We start from the raw sequence: 18,525 nt of genomic DNA on the forward strand, positions 1-18,525 counted from the left end.
GCTTAACGCATGAGCCGAACGCCACTCTCACTCATAGACAAGCAGGTGATGTGGAACCGCCTGATCGCCGTCGTCGAGGAACAGGCCCAGACCCTGCAGCGCACCGCCTTCTCCACCATCGTGCGCGAGTCGGGGGATCTCGCGGCCGGCGTGTTCGACGTCAAGGGCCGGATGCTGGCCCAGGCCGTGACCGGCACGCCCGGCCACATCAACACGATGGCGCTCAATGTGGGTCATGTGCTCGAGGCGCATCCCGCCGAAACCATGCAGGACGGTGACGTCTACATCACCAACGATCCCTGGCTCGGCACCGGCCATACCAATGATTTCTGCATCACCACGCCGGTCTTTCGCGATGGCGGTATCGTCGGGCTGTTTGCCTGCAACTGCCATCTCATGGATATCGGCGGCGTGCTGGGGCCGACCTCGTCCACCGATCTCTACATGGAAGGCCTGATCATTCCCATCCTGAAGCTCGTGGAGGCCGGCAAGGTCAACGAGACGCTGATGGCGATAATCCGCACCAACACGCGCATGCCGGTGGATACGGAAGGCGATGTCTACGCCATGATCGCCTGCAACGATGTCGGCTATGCCGGCCTCAACATGATGATGGACGAGTTCGGCATCAACGATCTTTCGGAACTCGCGGAGCATATAGTCGAGACCTCGCGTGAAGCGGTGCTCGCCAATATCCGGGCCCTTCCCTTCGGCACGTGGCATTCGGAAATGTGGCTCGACGGCTATGACGAGCCGATCCGCCTCAAGGCCGCGCTCACCATCTCGCACGATGGCATCAATGTCGATTTCACCGGCTCGTCGCCCATGGTGAGGCAGAACATCAACGTGCCGATCTGCTACACGCTGGCCTACACGTCCTTCGGCATCGGCTGCATCGTCTCCAAAGGCATTCCCAACAATGCCGGTTCGCTGGCGCCGATCACCGTGTCCTCGCCCGAGGGCACAATCATGCACGCACTGAAGCCCGCGGCCGTGGTGTCGCGCCATATCGTGGGCATCAGCCTGCCGGATCTGGTGTTCGGCGCCCTGCGCCAGGCAGTGCCCGACAGGGTTCCGGCGGAAGGCGCAGGCTGCCTCTGGCACGTCAACGGGACGGGGCCGCGCAGAAGTCCGCCGGTCTACGGCGACACTTTCCGCGTCGGCGTGGTGACCACCGGGGGTATGGGCGCGCTGCCGTTCCGCGACGGCCTTTCGGCCACCGGCTATCCGAGCGGCGTGCGCGGCGGGCCGGTCGAGATATTCGAATCGATGTCCACGCTCGTCATGTGGCGCAAGCAATACCGGCAGGACAGCGGCGGCGCCGGCAAGTTTCGTGGCGGGCTCGGGCAGGAGATGATCCTCGCCAACTCTCTGCCCGAACCCTTCACCTATTTCGCCTCCTATGAACGCACCCGGTTTGCTCCGCGCGGCGTCGACGGCGGGGCGGATGGAGCCATCGGGACCATCCACCTTTCAAGCGGCGAAAAGCTTGCGGGAAAAGGCACTTACAGCATTCCTGCCGGCACGAGACTCTACATCAACTCGCCCGGCGCCGGCGGGCACGGCAATCCGCTCGACCGCGATCGGGCCGCAATCCTTCGCGACCTGGAGCTCGGACTCATCTCGCCCGAGGCGGCCGAGAAGCTTTACGGCTTCGATCCCGCCCCGGCGATGGAAGCCGCAGAATGAGCACGGCGGCCCGCCTGATGTCCCTAACGGGCGGGCTGCACCTTCAGCCCGGAGAGGCCCAGCGAAAGCGCTCGGTGGAACATGGCCAGGCCTTCGTTGACGTCGATCGCTCCGGTCTGCACCCAGCGCCTGACGATGCCCTGGAACAGATAATAGGACAGATCGGCGATCTCGGCGGCTGGCACGGTGCTCACGAGTTCGCCGCGCTGCTGGCACCAAAGCGCCCGGCGCAAGGCCTCGGCCTTCATTCCGGCAACGCCTTCGCCGTGACGCCGGGCCTGCTTTCCGGCGAAGAAGAGGAATTCGGACAGGATGATCTTCGCCATCTCGGGATTGGCATTGTGCATGACGAAATACGGTCGCCAGCACCCTACGATCTGGTCGATGAAGGTCGCGTCCATAGGAACCGACCCGGCCTCCTCGAGGGCGCGCCCGAAATCGTCCGCCGACGCAAGATAGGCCATGTCCCGCTTGTTGTCGGCGTAGAGAAACAGCGTTCCCGTGGCCACGCCGGCAAGTTTGGCGATCTCCTGCATCGTGGCAGCCTCGAAGCCCTTCTTGGAAAGGACCTGTTTCGCGGCCTTTGCGATCCTGGCCAGCTTGCGCTGCTTGTTCTCCTCGCGCTTCCCCGGCTTCGTCTCGTCTCCCGCGCCAGAAGCGCGGCGCTTCGTCGCCGGCTTTGCCCTGATCTCTGCAGTCACACTCAAGCGTTTCGAATCCCTGATATCGTTCATTTTCTAATGATGATCATCTCTCCTGCCGTCAAGCCAATAAAATCAATAGCCGCGGCCGTTTTTCCGAGTTCTTTCTGCTCGTCATTCATTTCTCTCAGCAGCCACGATCCTGCCTCCTCTCTCAAACGCTCAGGAACACGTCATGTCTAAGATGAACACCCAAATAAGTCGCCGTCTCATCCTCAAGGGGCTCGCGGGCGCCGCAGCCTTGAGCCAGGTCGGCTTCTCCTTCACGCAGAATGCAGCCGCGGCTTCAGTTCCCGCGAAGGGAGGCGTAATGACCATCCTGCCGGGCTGGGAACCGCCGATGCTGGTGTCGCTGAGTAGCCCTTCGAGCCTGCCGCTGAGCGGCAAGGTCACCGAGGGACTGTTGCAGTTCGACCTGGAAATGAAGCCGCAAGCGCAGCTGGCCACGGAATGGACGGTCTCGGACGACACGCTGACCTACACGTTCAAGCTGCGTCAGGGAGTCAAATGGCATGACGGTGCCGACTTCACCGCCGCAGACGTGATCTTCTCGCTTGGCACCCTCAAGAAGTCGCATCCGCGCGGGCGGACGACCTTCGCTCATGTCGAAAGCATGGAAGCACCCGACGACCATACCGTCGTGCTGAAGCTCGCAAAGCCAACGCTGTTCCTGCTGACCGCGCTTTCAGCCGCGGAATCGCCGATCGTGCCGAAGCATATCTATGACGGGTCCGATCCGGCCACCAACCCCGCCAACATCGCACCGATCGGCACCGGGCCGTTCGTGTTCAAGGAGTGGGTCCGCGGCAGCCATGTCGTCTATGAGCGCAATCCGAACTACTGGGATGCGGGCAAGCCGTATCTCGACGGCATCGTCGCCCGCTTCATCCCCGATCAGGCCGCCCGTTCGGTCGGTTTCGAGACCGGAGAGCTGGACGCCGGGTTCCGCACTCCCGTTGCGCTCAACGATGTCGAGCGTCTTGAAGACATCACGACGCTGGCCTTCGAGGCCAACGGCTATCAGTATTCGCCGCCGAACAATGTCTGCCTCGAATTCAACCTCGACGTCGAGAAGTTCAAAGACATCCGGGTCCGTCAGGCCATTGCACACACGATCAACCGGGACGCGATCTGCAAGATCGTGTTCTTTGGCAAAGCCGTTCCTTCGCATTCGCCGGTGGTTCCCGGCCTGAAGGCTTTCCACAATTCGAAGCCGAGCCCCTATCCGGTGGATATCGATAAGGCCAATGCGCTCCTCGACGAAGCCGGCTTCCCCCGCGGCGCCGACGGCAAGCGTTTTGCCGTGACGCTGGATTATCCGTCGGAAGATACGACGAGGCGGCTCGCCGAATACATGCGCGCCACGCTGAGCCGCATCGGCATAGAGGTGACGGCGCGAGGGCAGGATCTCGGTTCGATCGCCAAGCGGGTCTACACCGACCGCGACTTCGAGATGCAGCTCGCTTCACTGAGCCCGCTCTTCGACCCGCAGGTCGGTGTCCAGCGGACGTACTGGTCGAAGAACTTCATCAAGGGCGTGCCCTATTCCAACGCGACGCACTACGCCAATCCGGAAGTGGACGCGCTGCTTGAAGGCGCCGCCGTCGAAGCCAGTCCCGAGAAGCGCATAGAGATGTGGATGAAGATCCAGGATCTGGTGATGCACGACATACCGACGATCAACCTCGTCATGCCCGTCTGGGAAACCATTCATACAACCCGGTCCCACGGCATGGCCGATACGGCATCCGGCTTTGAGGGCACGTTTGCTTCCGCCTATATTGCCGCGTGATATGAACAGGGGCCGTGCCCGTCACGGCCCCGCCAATGCCGAGTGCATCCATGAGCATCATACAAGACCTCGACCCCGACTTCCTGCGCGCCCGGCAAAGTGCCAAATGGTCGAGCTTCGACGCTCCCGTCCTGCCCTCCAACCCCGCCGAGATGGATTTTGCGGTGGCGCCGGCGATTCAGGCTGCGATGGAGCGGGTCGTCTCGCAGCAGAAATACGGCTATTCGACGCGCGGGCCGGGAAGCCCCGGAGCCCTGCTTGCCGAATCGTTCTGCCGTCGCATGCTGGACAAGTTCGGATGGGACGGGGCCGATCCTGCTCGTGTGGTCGTCGTCAACGACCTCATCCAGGCGGTGATGTCTTCCGTCCTCGCCTTCTCCGAGCCGGGAGACGGTGTGGCCCTCCAGGTGCCGTCCTACCCGGCCTTTCTCGGGATCATCGCTCAATCGGGCCGCCAGACGGTCTGCAATCCGATGCGCGACACAGGCGAGCGCTACGAAATCGACGCCGAACAATTCCAGGACGCCGTGGACGAAAAGACCCGGGTGCTGCTGCTTTGCCTGCCGCAGAACCCGACCGGGCGCGTGTTCCCGCGCGACGAACTGGCTCCCGTCGTCGAACGCGCTGTGGCGATGGACATGGTCATCGTGGCCGACGAAATCCACGCCGACCTGCTGCTCGACGGCCGCAGGCACATCCCTTTCGCGCGCATGTTCCCTGAAGCCGCGGATCGTACGATCACGCTCTATTCCGCCACCAAGAGCTTCAACATTCCCGGGTTGCGGACGGCGGTCATGCACTTCGGGTCAGACGAACTGCTACGCCGCTTCCACAGCCGTATCCCGCCGATGCTTCTTGGCACCCCGGCATCTCCGGGCACCTTCGCGACGCTTGCAGCGTGGGAGGAATCCGAAGCCTGGTGCCAGGCGCTGATTAAGGTGCTTGAAGCCAACCGGGACCACATGCTGTCGCGGCTGGCGGAAGAACTCCCGACGGTGAGAATGTACACGCCGGAAGCGACCTATCTCGCCTGGGCGGATTTCACCGATGTCCGGATGAACGCGGTTCCCTACGAACGGCTTCTTGCGGAAGCAAAGGTTGCCGGCGGTGATGGTCGCAACTTCGGCCCTCACTACGAACGTTTCGTCCGTCTGAACTTCTCCACGTCACGCTCGGTCCTCGACGAAAAACTGGATCGGATCGCCAGGGCAGTGAAGATCGGCGCCGTGTGACGCCCGATCATTCCGAACAGGAAAAACCCCGGCGTCCTGTTGGAGCCAGGGTTTCACTCCCGCTGGCTTTGCGCTGCCAATCTCCGAAATGATCAGACTGGAACCATCTCCGACGCCCCAGGTTCTTCCTTTCCAAGGAGGATGAGCCATGCCTGAGATCACCGCCTACGAACACGGCGCTCGCAAGCTCGAGGCGAGAACCGGTCCCGATCCGAGCGACGAATTCTCGCAAGATGCAGCGGAGAACCGCAAGCCGCCGCTTGGGATTGGTCTCACCGAAAAGGTGGACCGGCATCGCAGTGAGACCGACAAATCGGATTTCCGCGATATGACCCCCGAAAAGGACGCCGAGGGTCAGTTCGAGGATCGACATGCAGGCGGAAGCAACGACGGCGTTACCAGTGCAAACCCGCGCGTCCTGTCCGGAAACGAGGACGGCGACGCGACATTCCCGCTCGACCGGCCTTCGCACGACACCGATGAGCGTCCCGCGCCGGACCTGGACGAGCAGAGCAGCTAGAGCTGCAAAGGAAGGTTACGATGCGCATTTCCATCGCCCTTGTCGTCATTGCCGCCGCCATTGCGGGATGCAGCAACGACGACACCTCGACGTCGTCCGTAAAGCAAAATGATCCGGCACCGCGGGTTGAGACCGATCCGACGCCGGACACCGGAACCGGCGGGGATATGCAGTCGGCCACGCCGGGCGGGACGGTGAACCGAGCGCCCGACCAGCCCCCTCAGCCGGCGCAGTAACGGTCCGGCACGAAACGGAGCTTTCGTCGCTAACCTGCCCCTAAGACTTACGGGAAGAACCCTTCCTCGCCGAGGAAGGGTTCTTTTCGAGGCTCTTCTTCAAGGCATCCATCAGACTGACCACGTTGGACGCGCCTTCCGGCTCAGCGTCGGCCTTGGCTTTCGCCGTGCTCTTTCCCTTACGGTTCTTCGCCGCAATGATGTCCCGCAATTTCTCCTGGACGGGGTCCTCGACCATTTTTGGAGTCCAAGGCTTCGAGCGTTCCTCGATCAGCTCGCCTACCATGTTCACCAGCTTCGAATCCGCGCGGGCTGGGTCGATGTCCTTGAAGAATTCGCCGGGATCCCGCACCTCGTCGCCATAGCGCAGCGTCCACAGGATGATGCCGTTGCCGCGCGGTTCGAGCAGGACAGCCCTTTCGCGCCGGTTCAGAACCAGGCGGGAGATGCCAACGACATCCTTTTCTCTCATCGCCTCGCGGATCACTGCAAAGGCCTCCTCTCCGACCTTGTCCGACGGCACGACGTAGTAGGGGCTGTCGTACCAGATCCAGGGGATGGAATCGGCCGGCACGAAGCTGTCGATATCGACGGTGCGCACGCTATCGAGCGCCACTGCCTCAAGCTCCTCGTCCTCGAAGGTAACGAACTTCCCCTCTTCCGTCTCGTATCCCTTCACCTCGTGGCGGACGACCTCTCCGGTGTCGGAGTCGACATACTGGCTGCGCACGCGCCGACCGCTCTTGCGGTTGATCGTATGGAAGCGGATCTTCTCGCTCTCCGACGTTGCAGGCATCATCGTGACGGGACAGTTCACCAGCGACAGCTTGAGATAGCCCCTCCAGAATGCATTGCGCGCCATGGCTCGCCCTCACGCTGCCTTCTTGCCCGTGCCCGAACGCTTGGCAGGCGGCTTCCGCGGTTGCTTGGCCACGACCTTCGCGCTTTCTCGAAGCGCCTCCATAAGGTCCACGACCTTACCGGCCTTCGGCTTCTTCGGCGCCTTGATGGGCCGACCTTCGATCTTGGCGCGGACAAGTTCCGCGAGTGCGGCGTCGTAGCGGTCATCGAAGCCGGACGGATCGAACTCACCTGCCATCGTACCAATGATGTGACCGGCGAGATCGAGCATGTCCTTCCTGATCTTGATCGCGGGGATGTCGCCGAACGCCTCTGTGGCGGAGCGCACCTCGTAATCGAAGTTCAGCGTGTTGGCGACGATGCCATCGCCGAAAGGGCGGATCATCAGCTTGCGGACACGCCGAAACAGGACAGCTTCCCCGAGGGCTGCGACCTTCTTTTTCTTCATTCCCTCCCGTATCAGGTCGAACGCCTCCTCCGCGACCTTGTCGACGGGGGCCAGGTAATACGGCTTGTCGAAGTAGACGGTATCGACTTCGCGACATGGGATGAAGGCTTCGATGCGGATGGTCTTGTCACCCTCGGGGATCGCGGCGTTGATCTCCTCCTGCTCGAGAATGATGAAGTCGCCGCGGTCGGTTTCATAGCCCTTGACCTGGTCTTCTCGCTCCACCGCCCTGCCTGTCTTCTCGTCGACGAATTCGCGCCTTACCCGATTGCCGGTGTCCTTGTTGACAGTGTGAAAGCGCGTGCGTTCGCCGGTCGAGGCTCCCGAAAACAGCGCGACCTGGCAGGTGATCTCGTCGAGCTTGAGATAGCCTTTCCACTGCGCTCTGGGTCGTGCCACGCGAAACTCTCCCCTGTCGACGCAGGATAATGCCGGCGGTGTGTGCCGGTTCCGCATGCTTCGCCCGTAATGCTCCTCTTTGCAGAAGAAATGTCCGGGGCGATGGAACTTTCATTCAAGCCCGCTGTTCGAATCCGGTCGATCACAAGGGTGTGATCTGAGAGGAGGCTTTCAAATGGCAAAGGAAAAGACGCTTGAGGATCTGTTCCTCGATACGTTGAAGGACATCTACTACGCCGAACGCAAGATCCTGAAGGCGCTGCCGAAGATGGCCCGCGGGGCGCAGTCCGACAAGCTGAAGGCGGCATTCGAGAAACATCGCGACGAGACGGAAGGACAGGTCGAGCGCCTCCAGCAGGTGTTCGAGATATTCGGCAAGCGCGCCCAGGGCAAGACATGTCCTGCGATCGACGGCATCATCGAGGAAGGGGAGGAGATCCTTGAAGAGTTCAAGGGTACACCTGCCCTGGACGCGGGTCTGGTCTCCGCTGCGCAGGCCGTCGAGCACTACGAGATCACCCGCTATGGAACGCTGCGCAGGTGGGCGGAGATGCTCGGCAAGCCCGAGGCAGCCAAGCTTTTCGAGGACACGCTGAAGGAGGAGAAGGCAACAGACGGCAACCTCACCGACTTCGCGGAGAATGCCGCCAACAAGAAAGCTCTGATGGCTGCCGAATAGGAGGGTGTCATGATTGCGACAGGAGATCGATCGCACAGGCCGCCAACCAGGCAGGACGCGGATGCCCACGACGAGTTCTCAAGGGAGGCTGTCGCCGGTCGGCCTCCCGCGGACGGGAGGGGGCAACCGCAGAAGAGCGACAGAAAGGCCGCAAAACCCGCGACGCCCAGCCCCGCGCCTCAGAAGACATCTGGCCTCGGTCCTGCCATAGCCGAGCGCTCGAAGGACGCCAAAGCTCCGAAGAGCGGGCGTCAACCTGGCGCCTATGTCAAGGAGTGAACCGGACGTGTCCGGCGGCGGCCCCACTGCCGCCGGCGCACGATCAAGGTGGACCGCACCCTCTTCCGGATGCGGATTGCCTGTCTCTCCCGCCAGACTTTTACCTAGAGCTGCCCGTCATGCTCGTCTGCACGGCACAGGTGCCGTTCGAACGGATTGAAGCCGTCACTTCGCATGGTCGGTTGCGGCGATCATTCTCGACGGCGTGGGCGTCTGACATCCTATCCAAGTTCAAGGCACGTCACGCCGAAAACGAGATTGTCCTGGTAGGCCGGAGGGTCCCCACGGTACATCCGCGCGGTTTCGAAGCCGGAGGTGAAACCGAGGGCGATCAGGCCATCTATGAATTCCGACCGCGCCTCGGGAACGTCGATGTGGACCTCGCTCCCACACGTCGTGGCGAGTGAGGCGAGCAATGCCGCGGCGGTCTTCTCGTCGCGCGCGAACAGGGGACCGATCTTGTGTCCTTCGCCGCAGGCGCGGGCGACGCCGAAGCCCCGGACGATCCCGTTGGCGACGGATGCCAGCGAAATCCGTGGCGGACCCAACCAGGCGACCAAAAAATCGTTCCGTACGGCCGGGAAACACATACGGTCGAACTCATGTATCGCGGCGGACAGATCGGGCGTCACCGGGCGAATGCAGGGTGCGTCGGACGCAGCTACCCGACCGCTGAAGCGCAGCGTGCGGTAGGCTGGCTCGAAGCCCATGCTCCGATAGTTCGCCTGCTGAGCCGGCACGCCGTCGAGACCGATCGTGCGGCCCGAAAGTCGCGTCATGCCCGCGTCCCACACGGCCTTGCCGTAGCCTTTTCCGCGCTGGTCGGACCGGCAGATGTAGAGGCCGATGAAACCGAAATCGTCGCCATAGGCGATCGCCGCGATGCCGGCGACCATCTCGCCGCCGACGAAGGCGCCGAGGAAGCCGTCGGGGTCGGCGACGCGGAACGCGGCGGCATCGCCAAGACCCGGGTTCCAGCCTTCGGCCGCCGCCCAGCCGACGAGCGTCTCCACCTCGGCCGGCGACAGGGGTCTGATTTCGGGAGCGCCTGTCATCAGGCGGCCGGCGGAGCGAAATCGGCGAGCATGCCGATGAAGGGCTTTGGCAGCGGCGAAGCATAGGCGCCGCGCTTGCCGGTCGTCAGCCCGAGCGCGATCAGTGCCTCGGCCTGCTTCACCGCGGCGCCAACTCCATCGATGACCGGCAAGCCGAACTCGCGCTGCAGGGCTGCCGCGAGGTCGGCCATGCCGGCGCAACCGAGCACGATCGCCTCGGCGCGATCGTCGTCCAGCGCGCGGGCAATCTCCATCTTGAGCTTCGCGACCGCGTCGGAATTCGGATCCTCCAGCGCCAGCACCGGCACGCCCGCGACGCGCACCTTCGCGCGGGAGGCGAAGCCGTAGCGGCGGACCAGCTCCTCCACCGGCACGCGCGAGCGCTCGCTGGTGGTCACCACGGTGAAGCGGGCCGCGACGAAGGAGGCGAGCGTAAGCGCAGCCTCGCAGATACCGATCACCGGGATCGAGGCCATCGAGCGCGCGGCGTCCAGCCCTGTGTCGTCGAAGCAGGCGATGACCGCCGCCTGCGCGCCACCCGCCTCGCCACGCCGGATCTCGGCGAGCAGGCCCGGCATCGCGAACACCTCGTCGTAATAGCCCTCGATCGATACCGGTCCCATGCCTGATGTCGTCGCCTCGATCATGGTTCCCTCGGCCGCGGCCGATGTCGCTGCCGCCTCTATCGTCTCGGTCATCGAGGCGGTCGTGTTCGGATTGACGACGAGAATGCGCATGAAGGGATCAGCCGCGAGTCCGCCGTCGCCCGAGCCAGACGATGATGCCGAGCGTAGCCGCAATCACCAGGAAGGAGAAGAGCGTCGTCACGGTGCCAAGCGCGTAGAGCACCGGCGTCGTGACGTTGGTGGTCATGCCATAAATCTCGAGCGGCAGCGTGTTGAACGTGCCGGCCGTCATCAGCGTGCGGGCGAACTCGTCGTAAGAGAGCGTGAAGCCGAACAGGCCGACGCCGATCAGGCTCGGCGCGATCATCGGCAGCAGCACGTGGGCGAAGGTCTGCCACGAGGTCGCGCCGAGATCGCGGGCAGCCTCCTCGTAGGATGGCGAGAAGCGGTTGAACACGGCGAACATGATCAAGACGCCGAAGGGCAAGGTCCAGGTGAGATGTGCGCCGAAGGCCGAGCCGTACCAGGAGGGGCGCAGCCCGACCTGCTGGAACAGGACGCCGATGCCGAGCGAGATGATGATCGAGGGAACCACCAGACTCGCGACCGACAGGTAGAACAGCGCGGTGGCGCCGACGAACTTGCGGCGGAAGGCGAGGCCGGCGAGCAGCGAAACGACTACGGTGACGATCATCACCATCAGCCCGAGCATGAACGAGCGGCGGAAGCTGCCGCCGAAATCGCCCACCGCCTGGCGCTCGAACAGGTTGGCGAACCAGTGCAGCGACACGCCGTTGAGCGGGAAGGTCAGGCCGCCGTTCGGCCCTTGAAAGGACAGGATCAGGATCGCCGACAGCGGGCCGTAGAGGAACAGCACGAACAACACGAAGAAGGCTGACAGGACGTAGAATTCGAGGGTGCGCTTCTCGTGCGACATCGCTCAGAGCTCCTTGCGAATGTCGACGATGCGCAGGATGCCCGCGACCATCAGGAGGACGAGAACGAGCAGCACCACCGCATTGGCGGCCGCGGCCGGATACTGCAAGAGCGACATCTGGTTCTTCATCATCAGTGCGACCGAGGCGCTCTGGCCCCCGGACATGACCTGCACGGTCGAGAAGTCGGCCATGACCAGCGTGACGACGAAGATCGTGCCGATCGCCATGCCGGGCTTGGCGAGCGGGATGATGACGTTGGTGAGGATCTGCCAGCTGGTGGCGCCGGCGTCGCGCGCGGCCTCGACCAGCGACCGGTCGATGCGCATCAGCGTGTTGAAGATCGGCGTCACCATGAACAGCGTGTAGAGGTGGACCATGGCGAGCACGACGGCGAAGTCCGAATAGAGCAACCACTCGATGGGCGCCGGTATGATGCCGGAGCCGACGAGGGCAGAATTGACCAGGCCGTTGCGGCCGAGCACCGGAATCCACGAGATCATCCGGATGATGTTGGAGGTGAGGAAGGGCACGGTGCAGACGAGGAACAGCACCATCTGCATGGTCGTCGTGCGAATGTGGAAGGCGAGATAGTAGGCGACCCAGAAGCCGATGAAGATGGTCAGCGCCCAGACGATGGCCGCGTATTTCAGCGTGTTGAGATAGGTCTTCCATGTCACCCACGAGCCGAGCGTCTCGGCATAGTTGAGGGTGATGAAATCGGGATACATCGCGGCGAAGTCGTAATCCCAGAAGGAAACGACCGCGATCATCAGGATCGGCAAAAGCAGAAACGCGCCGAGGATGAGCGCCAGCGGCGCGGCCTGCAGGTAGGCGGAAAAGCGGGCGAACACCGAGGCACGCGAGCGGGTCGTCGCGACGGCGGCTGGCGCGGCGATTGTGTCGTCAATGGCTGCGGTCATCGTCGGGCCTCGGTTGATCTGGAGCGTCGAGAAAGACGCCTTCCCTCGGTTAGGCCGGGGGAAGGCCAATCATTCGTCAGGCCGCGATGAACTCGTTCCAGCGGCGGACCATGTAACGGTCCTCGTCCATCACCGAGTTCCAACAGGCGACGCGGCCCATGCGCTCCTCGAAGGAGCCGCCGTCACGCACCGCGCCCGGCTTTTCCATGACCTTGCCGGTCGGATCCTTGATCTCGCCCTGCGCCGGCTTGCCCTCGATCCAGTAGCCCCACTCGTCGTCGGACATGAACTTCTTGGCCGTCTCCATGGCCGCGGAGTAGTAGCCCTGGCGGTTGAGGTAGCCGCCGACCCAGCCGGACGTGTACCAGTTGATGTATTCGTAGGCAGCGTCGAGCTTGGCGCCTTCGAGATGCGAGGCAAGTCCGAGGCCGCCGCCCCATGAGCGGTAGCCTTCCTTCAGCGGCTGGTATTTGCAGGCGATGCCTTTCGAGCGGACGGCGGCGACGGCCGGCGACCACATCGACTGGATGACGACCTCGCCAGAGGCCATCAGGTTGACGCTCTCGTCGAACGACTTCCAGAAGGCGCGGAACTGGCCGCCCTGCTTGGCCTTGATCAGGAAGTCGATCGTCTTGTCGATCTCCTCCTTGGTCATGTTGCCCTTGTCGGCATATTTGATGTTGCCCACCGCCTCCATGATCATGGCCGCGTCCATGATGCCGATCGAGGGGATATTCAGGATCGAGGTCTTGCCCTTGAAGGCCGGGTCCATGATGTCGGCCCAGGTGGTGATCTCGCGGCCTACGAGGTCGGGGCGGATACCCAGCGTGTCGGCGTTGTAGATGGTGGGCACCATCGTGAAATACTGCGTCTCAGCGGCGGCGAAGGTCTTGTCGCCGGGCTTCTCGACGAAGCCGACCGTGTGCGGCGCGGTGCCCTGCGCGATGACGCTGTCGGGTGTCAGCTTGCCGGTCTTGAACAGCGGCACGATCTGGTCGTAGTAGGTCAGCTTCTTCGTATCCATCGGCTGGATCACGCCGGCTGGGAACACCTTCTTCAGGATCCAGTATTCGATGTCGGCGATGTCGTAGCTGTCGGGCTGCGTCACGGCGCGCTGTGCGGCGGCGTCGGAATCGGTCGCCGTCATCTCCAGCGTGATGCCGAGGTCTTCCTTGCACTTGTCGGCGATGGCGTTGAGGTTCGACACGCCGGTGCCGAACTGGCGCAGCGTGATCGGGTTCTGCGCCCAGATGGTCGGGAATCCGGTGATCGCACCCGAGCCGGCCGCGAGGCCAAGGGCAGCGCCGCCGGTCTTGAGCAGCGATCGGCGGGAAATGCCGGCTGGCTTTTTCGTCGTCTGTGTCATGTCCAGTTCCCCTGTGTTGTCGGTTTCTGTCGTCAGGAATCGAGGCGGCCAAGCACGATCGAGTCCTCGGGGCCCCAGGCGAGGGACGCCGCGTCGCCGACCTTGACGGGCGCTGCGAAGAAGGCCGCGTCGCTGACGATCGCGGTGAAGTCCTGCACACCGGCGCCGCTGACGGTGAGCTTCACCGAGGCGCCGCGATATTCGATGTTGTCCACGATGCCGGTGAAGCCGAGGCCCGGTGCGTCCGACGCGCCGATGCGCACCTTGTCGGTGCGCACCGCGATGTCGATGCTCTCGCCGACTTCGCGCACGCCGCCAGTCGCGGTGAACTCGCCGCCGCTTGGCACCGCGACTGTCACGCCGCTCTCGGTCGCCGCGGTCACCCGGCCGGAGATCACGTTGTGGTCGCCCATGAAGCGCGCGACGAAGGCGGTGGCGGGACGCTCGAACACCTCGCGTGGATGGGCGGCCTGCTCGATGCGGCCGTCGTTCATCACCACAATCAGATCAGCCAGCGCCATAGCCTCCTCCTGGCTGTGGGTGACGTGAACGAAGGTGATCCCTAGCGTCGTCTGCAGCCGCTTCAGCTCCGCGCGCATCCGGATCTTCAGGAAGGGATCGAGCGCCGACAGCGGCTCGTCGAGGAGCAGCGCTTCCGGGTCAGTGATAAGCGCGCGGGCGAGCGCCACGCGCTGCTGCTGGCCGCCGGAGAGCTGCGCCGGGCGCCGCGTCGCATAGGGGTCCATCTGGACAAGCTTCAGCATCTCCAGCGCCTTGGCGCGGCGCTCGTCCTTGGCGACGCCCTTCATCTTCAGGCTGAAGGCGACGTTGTCGGTGACGTCGATATGCGGAAACAGCGCATAGGACTGGAACATCATGGCCGTGCCGCGCCTGGCGGGTGGCAGGTCGGTGACGACCGTGTTGCCGAGGCGGATATCGCCGGACGAGATGCTCTCATGGCCGGCGATCATCCTCAGCGTCGTCGACTTGCCGCATCCTGAGGGGCCGAGAAGGCAGCAGTAGCTGCCGGCCGGAACCTTGAGGCTGATCGCGTGGACGGCGGTCGTGGCGCCGTAGACCTTGGACACGGATGCAATGTCGATCGCGGCGGCCTTGCTCATGAGCATCTCCCGTTCGGGAAGTGCGATGCAGAAGACGTGCCAATTGGCTTCGCGGCGCTAAGCGGTTGATTCCATGTCGTTGATGCCCTGCCGGCCGTATCTCACGCCTGACGCAAACTTTTGCAGTGCACAAATCATAGGCGATTGTAAGCAATCAGATGCAAATATTGTATGCGATCTCATCATCAGATTGTTGCGGCGCACATCTTCCCTTGGACGCGGATTCCGCTAGAAGGGGACAGATATCTTGATGACCTCCATGTCCCTCGTCGCAACCCAGGAACCCGACAGCCCACAAGTGGCCGAAGACCGCACGCAGGCGATCCGTGATCACCTGCGCGACGCGATCGTCGACCGGCGGCTGGCGCCCGGTACCAAATTGACCGAGGTCGAGGTCGGCTCGCTGTTCAAGGTCAGCCGCACGATGGCGCGCTCGGCGCTGCAGATGCTCTCGTTCGAGGGGCTGGTGCGGATCGAGCGCAACCGTGGTGCCTTCGTCGCCAATCCGGACCCGGAAGAGGCACGGCAGGTCTTCGCCGCCCGGCGGCTGGTCGAGCCCGGCATCGCGTCGGAGGCCTGCGCCCGGGCAACGCCGCGCGACCTTGCCCGGTTGCGCGCACACCTCACCGACGAGCGCCGGCATATGGATCTGCGCGGTCCGAACGCTCGGCGCGCCGAGATCAAGGCATCGGGCGAGTTCCACTTGCTTCTCGCCGCCGCGGCGGGCAACCAGATCATGCACCGCTTCATGGAGGAGCTGATCGCACGCTCCTCCCTGGTGATCGCGCTCTATGGGCGATCGGGCGCTTCGAGCTGCGGCCATGACGAGCATGGCGGAATCGTCGCTGCGCTGGAGCGCCGGGACGCCGCTTCAGTGCAGGCGCTCGTCCTGCGCCACATCGATCACATCGAGGCTGACCTGGACCTCCGCCAGGGCACCACGACGTCCCTCAAGGCAGCACTGTCAGCCCTGTCCCCGTCCTGAACAGCACTTCAGGGTTCATCGGCAAGGAGGCTGTCGGCTTCTCACGACCTGTCTGTCGCCAAGGCGATCATCCGGCCGGACGGCCGCGTCGAAACGGTCTGATCCGCAGCGGTTGCGCTCGGCGCGATACTGAAGGCGGCCCCGTTAAGCTGTCGGCTTGCCTGCAACTCGTCTTCTGCCGAGAACGGGAATGGCCGAGATCAGCTGCCTCGTATAGTCCGCGCTTGGATTCTCGAAGACTTCCTGAGCCTGGCCCTGCTCGACCACCTTGCCGCGATGCATGACCAGTAGCCGGTCGCTGATCAGCCTGACGAGATTGAGGTCGTGGCTGACGAAGATAAACGCCACCCCGAGTTCCGAGCGGAGCCTGAGGATGGTCTGGATGACATGTGCCTGAAGCGAGGCATCGAGCGCGGACGTGGGTTCGTCAAGGAGCACGAGCTTCGGCTTCAGGACGATCGCCCGCGCGATGTCCACGCGCGCACGCTGGCCTCCCGAAAGCTGATGCGGATAGCTGTGCAGCAGGCGCTCGGGCAGGCCCGCATGCGACGCGGCTTCGATGACCAGATCGCGCACGTCGCGTCTTTCCTCCGGTGTGCCGAGCCGCTGGACCGGATTGGCGATCGCGTCAAAGGCGCGGAAGCGTGGATTGAGGCTTGCCAGCGGGTCCTGGAAGACCATCTGGAGCAGCCGCCTTTTCGGCGATGTCCCGAACTTGGCACCACTCATTCCGGTGATGTCGGCTCCGTCGAAAATGACCCGCCCATCGTCCTGGTCTATCAGCCTGGCGACGATGCGCGACAGCGTCGTCTTGCCGCTGCCGGATTCGCCGACAAGGCCGAGGATCTCAGAGGGACGCACGTCGAAGGAGACGTCATCGACCGCATACATCCGGTTGCCGCCCACCATGTAGTATTTCGTCGCGGCCAGAACGCGCAGGATCGGGTTTCCCGGCTGCTCGGAAGCTCCGCTCGTCATGTCTTCATGCCTTCCGGCTGGTCGGAATGGTTGCCCGTCATCGGCCTGAGCTCGTCGGCGCTCGTCTTGCCATAGGGCAAGGCGTCGAGCAGCGCCCGTGTGTAGGGGTGGGTGGGGGCGGTGAAGATCTGGACCGCATTGCCCTCCTCCAGGATGCGGCCGCCGTTCATCACGATGCCGCGGTCGCAATATTCGCTGGCGAGCGCCAGATCGTGCGTGATGAAGATCACCGCGACGCCGCGCTCCCGGCAGGCACTGATCAGCATGTCCATGACGAGCTGCTGCGTCGTCACGTCGAGCGCGGACGTGGGCTCGTCCGCGATGATGAGTTCCGGCTCGCAGGCCAGCGCCGCCGCGATGCCGATGCGCTGGCACATGCCCCCCGACAGTTCGGACGGGTAATTGCGCACGCGATGCTCCGGCATCGGAATGCCGATCTGGGCCATGATACCGATGACCTTGCGCAGGGCATCCTGCCGGCTGATGCCGGTGCGATCATGCGCGCGCACGATGTCGACCAGCGTGTCGCCGACGCGGCGGATCGGGTTGAGACTGGCCTTGGCGTTCTGGAACACCATCGCCATCCGCCGGCCCCGTATGGTGCGCATCTCGGCTTCGGAAAGGTCCAGAAGGTTCACGCCGTCGAGCCTGATGCTGCCGGAGGAAATCCGCGCATTGGAGCCGAGCAGGCGCATGATCGTCATGCCCGTCACCGATTTGCCGGAGCCGGATTCCCCCACCAGCGCCAGGCACTCGCCGCGTTCGAGGCCGAAGGAAATGCCGCGCAATGCCGGCACGAGACCGCCGCTTCCTTCGAAGCCAAGGGCAAGGTTGTCGATTTCGAGCAGTCTCGCCATCAGCTTCGCCGCCTCGGGTCCATGACGTCGCGGATGGCGTCTCCCAGCAGAGAGAAGCAGAACACCGACATCGCAAGCGCGAGCCCCGGGAAGACGACCACCCACCATTGGCCGGAAACCATCATCGAGGCGCCCTCCTGGATCATGATGCCCCATTCCGGCGTGGGCGGCGCGACGCCTAGGCCGATGAAGGCCAGCCCTGCCGTATTCAGGATCGCCCAGCCGAGGTTGAGCGAGATCTGCACGATCACAGGGGGCAGCGAGTTCGGCACCAGGAAGCCGAAGATCACCTGGGTCGTGCTGTTGCCGTTGATGATCGCAGCTTCCACATAGCCCGTTTCCCGCCTGGCGCTGATCTCGGCGCGCATCAGGCGGAAGTAGAACGGCAGGTTGATGATCGCCGTCGCCAGCACGATGCTCTCCACCGAATTGCCGAGCACGGCGACCAGCGCCATGGCGGCGACGAAGAGCGGAAACGCCATCATCACGTCGACGACCCGTCCGAGGATGCGGTCGAGCCAGCCCCCCACGTAGCCCGACAGAGCGCCGACCGCGGAGCCGACGACCGCCGAGAGGCTGACGGCGACGATCGCGATGGCGAAATCGAGCCGCGCGGCCACGATGACCCGGCTGAAGATGTCGCGGCCAAGGTGGTCGGTGCCGAACCAAAACGTCGCGGAAGGCGGCTGCAGGACCTCTCGGAGATTGGTCGAAAGCGGATCGTACGGCGCGATATAGGGACCGATGATCGCCACGATCATCAGGACGACGATGAGGACGGCCGCCACCGCGCCGGCAAGGTTGCGCCGCAGGATGAAACGGATGTCGGCGATGGAAAGCATC

19 protein-coding genes are annotated in these 18,525 nt (G+C 63.7%); 7 read left to right on the forward strand and 12 right to left on the reverse strand.

Annotated elements, in window-relative coordinates; all coding sequences use genetic code 11:
• Nucleotides 1-9: 9 nt before the first annotated feature.
• Entirely contained in the window at nucleotides 10-1,689 is a 1,680-nt protein-coding gene (locus tag B9Z03_RS24460; protein ID WP_085466612.1) for a hydantoinase B/oxoprolinase family protein, read from the forward strand.
• Between the two features lie 23 nt (nucleotides 1,690-1,712).
• On the opposite strand, the gene B9Z03_RS24465 is transcribed toward B9Z03_RS24460, so the two are convergent.
• Complete coding sequence (locus B9Z03_RS24465; protein WP_244561935.1) at nucleotides 1,713-2,390, reverse strand: TetR/AcrR family transcriptional regulator; 678 nt, start codon at nucleotides 2,388-2,390, stop codon at nucleotides 1,713-1,715.
• A 175-nt stretch (nucleotides 2,391-2,565) separates the two neighbouring features.
• Here B9Z03_RS24465 and B9Z03_RS24470 point away from each other — a divergent pair, with 175 nt between their 5' ends.
• The 4 genes from B9Z03_RS24470 to B9Z03_RS24485 all read left to right on the forward strand — a co-directional run bounded on the left by B9Z03_RS24470 (nucleotide 2,566) and on the right by B9Z03_RS24485 (nucleotide 6,170).
• Nucleotides 2,566-4,182, forward strand: a complete 1,617-nt coding sequence (locus B9Z03_RS24470; protein ID WP_085466614.1) for an ABC transporter substrate-binding protein — start codon at nucleotides 2,566-2,568, stop codon at nucleotides 4,180-4,182.
• A 50-nt stretch (nucleotides 4,183-4,232) separates the two neighbouring features.
• Nucleotides 4,233-5,414, forward strand: coding sequence for a MalY/PatB family protein (locus B9Z03_RS24475; RefSeq protein WP_176247618.1), 1,182 nt, complete (start codon nucleotides 4,233-4,235; stop codon nucleotides 5,412-5,414).
• A gap of 148 nt (nucleotides 5,415-5,562) precedes the next feature.
• Complete coding sequence (locus tag B9Z03_RS24480) at nucleotides 5,563-5,934, forward strand: hypothetical protein (RefSeq protein ID WP_085466616.1); 372 nt, start codon at nucleotides 5,563-5,565, stop codon at nucleotides 5,932-5,934.
• A 20-nt stretch (nucleotides 5,935-5,954) separates the two neighbouring features.
• The gene (locus B9Z03_RS24485; RefSeq protein WP_085466617.1) at nucleotides 5,955-6,170 is read left to right on the forward strand and encodes a hypothetical protein; all 216 of its coding nucleotides are present in this window, start codon (nucleotides 5,955-5,957) and stop codon (nucleotides 6,168-6,170) included.
• Nucleotides 6,171-6,210: 40 nt separating this feature from the next.
• On the opposite strand, the gene B9Z03_RS24490 is transcribed toward B9Z03_RS24485, so the two are convergent.
• Both B9Z03_RS24490 and B9Z03_RS24495 read right to left on the reverse strand, forming a co-directional pair.
• A complete protein-coding gene (locus B9Z03_RS24490) occupies nucleotides 6,211-7,032 on the reverse strand; it encodes a non-homologous end joining protein Ku (RefSeq protein WP_085466618.1) in 822 nt (273 codons plus the stop codon).
• Between the two features lie 9 nt (nucleotides 7,033-7,041).
• On the reverse strand, nucleotides 7,042-7,878 hold the full coding sequence (locus B9Z03_RS24495; protein WP_244561838.1) for a non-homologous end joining protein Ku: 837 nt from the start codon (nucleotides 7,876-7,878) through the stop codon (nucleotides 7,042-7,044).
• 175 nt (nucleotides 7,879-8,053) lie between these two features.
• Here B9Z03_RS24495 and B9Z03_RS24500 point away from each other — a divergent pair, with 175 nt between their 5' ends.
• A complete protein-coding gene (locus B9Z03_RS24500; RefSeq protein WP_085466620.1) occupies nucleotides 8,054-8,557 on the forward strand; it encodes a YciE/YciF ferroxidase family protein in 504 nt (167 codons plus the stop codon).
• 500 nt (nucleotides 8,558-9,057) lie between these two features.
• Here the strand turns inward: B9Z03_RS24500 and B9Z03_RS24510 are convergent, their stop codons facing one another.
• The 6 genes from B9Z03_RS24510 to B9Z03_RS24535 all read right to left on the reverse strand — a co-directional run bounded on the left by B9Z03_RS24510 (nucleotide 9,058) and on the right by B9Z03_RS24535 (nucleotide 14,862).
• Nucleotides 9,058-9,891 (reverse strand): GNAT family N-acetyltransferase, encoded by an 834-nt coding sequence (locus tag B9Z03_RS24510; protein WP_085466622.1) that lies wholly within the window; start codon nucleotides 9,889-9,891, stop codon nucleotides 9,058-9,060.
• Entirely contained in the window at nucleotides 9,891-10,628 is a 738-nt protein-coding gene (locus B9Z03_RS24515) for an aspartate/glutamate racemase family protein (protein ID WP_085466623.1), read from the reverse strand. The genes B9Z03_RS24510 and B9Z03_RS24515 overlap by 1 nt, the downstream gene beginning before the upstream one ends.
• Nucleotides 10,629-10,635: 7 nt before the next feature.
• Entirely contained in the window at nucleotides 10,636-11,454 is an 819-nt protein-coding gene (locus tag B9Z03_RS24520) for an ABC transporter permease (RefSeq protein WP_085466624.1), read from the reverse strand.
• Between the two features lie 3 nt (nucleotides 11,455-11,457).
• Nucleotides 11,458-12,375: an ABC transporter permease gene (locus B9Z03_RS24525; RefSeq protein WP_085466625.1), complete on the reverse strand. Its 918-nt coding sequence runs from the start codon at nucleotides 12,373-12,375 to the stop codon at nucleotides 11,458-11,460.
• Between the two features lie 76 nt (nucleotides 12,376-12,451).
• Nucleotides 12,452-13,741, reverse strand: a complete 1,290-nt coding sequence (locus tag B9Z03_RS24530) for an ABC transporter substrate-binding protein (protein ID WP_085466626.1) — start codon at nucleotides 13,739-13,741, stop codon at nucleotides 12,452-12,454.
• Between the two features lie 32 nt (nucleotides 13,742-13,773).
• The gene (locus tag B9Z03_RS24535) at nucleotides 13,774-14,862 is read right to left on the reverse strand and encodes an ABC transporter ATP-binding protein (protein WP_085466627.1); all 1,089 of its coding nucleotides are present in this window, start codon (nucleotides 14,860-14,862) and stop codon (nucleotides 13,774-13,776) included.
• Nucleotides 14,863-15,112: 250 nt separating this feature from the next.
• Between B9Z03_RS24535 and B9Z03_RS24540 the strand changes: the two genes are divergently transcribed.
• Nucleotides 15,113-15,847 (forward strand): GntR family transcriptional regulator, encoded by a 735-nt coding sequence (locus tag B9Z03_RS24540; RefSeq protein WP_432417013.1) that lies wholly within the window; start codon nucleotides 15,113-15,115, stop codon nucleotides 15,845-15,847.
• A 144-nt stretch (nucleotides 15,848-15,991) separates the two neighbouring features.
• On the opposite strand, the gene B9Z03_RS24545 is transcribed toward B9Z03_RS24540, so the two are convergent.
• Genes B9Z03_RS24545 through B9Z03_RS24555 form a run of 3 tightly spaced genes read right to left on the reverse strand, consistent with a single transcriptional unit; the run spans nucleotide 15,992 to nucleotide 18,524 of the window.
• Entirely contained in the window at nucleotides 15,992-16,825 is an 834-nt protein-coding gene (locus B9Z03_RS24545; RefSeq protein WP_085466628.1) for an ABC transporter ATP-binding protein, read from the reverse strand.
• Complete coding sequence (locus B9Z03_RS24550; protein ID WP_176247619.1) at nucleotides 16,822-17,682, reverse strand: ABC transporter ATP-binding protein; 861 nt, start codon at nucleotides 17,680-17,682, stop codon at nucleotides 16,822-16,824. The genes B9Z03_RS24545 and B9Z03_RS24550 overlap by 4 nt, the downstream gene beginning before the upstream one ends.
• Entirely contained in the window at nucleotides 17,682-18,524 is an 843-nt protein-coding gene (locus tag B9Z03_RS24555) for an ABC transporter permease (protein WP_085466630.1), read from the reverse strand. The genes B9Z03_RS24550 and B9Z03_RS24555 overlap by 1 nt, the downstream gene beginning before the upstream one ends.
• Between the last annotated feature and the right edge of the window lies 1 nt (nucleotide 18,525).

Source organism: Mesorhizobium australicum (genome assembly GCF_900177325.1).
GTDB lineage: Bacteria > Pseudomonadota > Alphaproteobacteria > Rhizobiales > Rhizobiaceae > Mesorhizobium_A > Mesorhizobium_A australicum_A.

What these genes read in the sequence shown, in the direction of transcription:
- B9Z03_RS24475 (WP_176247618.1), top strand. Translation starts at nt 4,233, where the DNA reads ATGAGCATCATACAAGACCTCGACCCCGACTTCCTGCGCGCCCGGCAA.
- B9Z03_RS24535 (WP_085466627.1), bottom strand. Translation starts at nt 14,862, where the DNA reads ATGAGCAAGGCCGCCGCGATCGACATTGCATCCGTGTCCAAGGTCTAC.
- B9Z03_RS24470 (WP_085466614.1), top strand. Translation starts at nt 2,566, where the DNA reads ATGTCTAAGATGAACACCCAAATAAGTCGCCGTCTCATCCTCAAGGGG.
- B9Z03_RS24520 (WP_085466624.1), bottom strand. Translation starts at nt 11,454, where the DNA reads ATGTCGCACGAGAAGCGCACCCTCGAATTCTACGTCCTGTCAGCCTTC.
- B9Z03_RS24530 (WP_085466626.1), bottom strand. Translation starts at nt 13,741, where the DNA reads ATGACACAGACGACGAAAAAGCCAGCCGGCATTTCCCGCCGATCGCTG.
- B9Z03_RS24485 (WP_085466617.1), top strand. Translation starts at nt 5,955, where the DNA reads ATGCGCATTTCCATCGCCCTTGTCGTCATTGCCGCCGCCATTGCGGGA.
- B9Z03_RS24500 (WP_085466620.1), top strand. Translation starts at nt 8,054, where the DNA reads ATGGCAAAGGAAAAGACGCTTGAGGATCTGTTCCTCGATACGTTGAAG.
- B9Z03_RS24545 (WP_085466628.1), bottom strand. Translation starts at nt 16,825, where the DNA reads ATGACGAGCGGAGCTTCCGAGCAGCCGGGAAACCCGATCCTGCGCGTT.
- B9Z03_RS24480 (WP_085466616.1), top strand. Translation starts at nt 5,563, where the DNA reads ATGCCTGAGATCACCGCCTACGAACACGGCGCTCGCAAGCTCGAGGCG.
- B9Z03_RS24515 (WP_085466623.1), bottom strand. Translation starts at nt 10,628, where the DNA reads ATGCGCATTCTCGTCGTCAATCCGAACACGACCGCCTCGATGACCGAG.
- B9Z03_RS24540 (WP_432417013.1), top strand. Translation starts at nt 15,113, where the DNA reads ATGACCTCCATGTCCCTCGTCGCAACCCAGGAACCCGACAGCCCACAA.
- B9Z03_RS24550 (WP_176247619.1), bottom strand. Translation starts at nt 17,682, where the DNA reads ATGGCGAGACTGCTCGAAATCGACAACCTTGCCCTTGGCTTCGAAGGA.
- B9Z03_RS24510 (WP_085466622.1), bottom strand. Translation starts at nt 9,891, where the DNA reads ATGACAGGCGCTCCCGAAATCAGACCCCTGTCGCCGGCCGAGGTGGAG.
- B9Z03_RS24555 (WP_085466630.1), bottom strand. Translation starts at nt 18,524, where the DNA reads ATGCTTTCCATCGCCGACATCCGTTTCATCCTGCGGCGCAACCTTGCC.
- B9Z03_RS24490 (WP_085466618.1), bottom strand. Translation starts at nt 7,032, where the DNA reads ATGGCGCGCAATGCATTCTGGAGGGGCTATCTCAAGCTGTCGCTGGTG.
- B9Z03_RS24460 (WP_085466612.1), top strand. Translation starts at nt 10, where the DNA reads ATGAGCCGAACGCCACTCTCACTCATAGACAAGCAGGTGATGTGGAAC.
- B9Z03_RS24525 (WP_085466625.1), bottom strand. Translation starts at nt 12,375, where the DNA reads ATGACCGCAGCCATTGACGACACAATCGCCGCGCCAGCCGCCGTCGCG.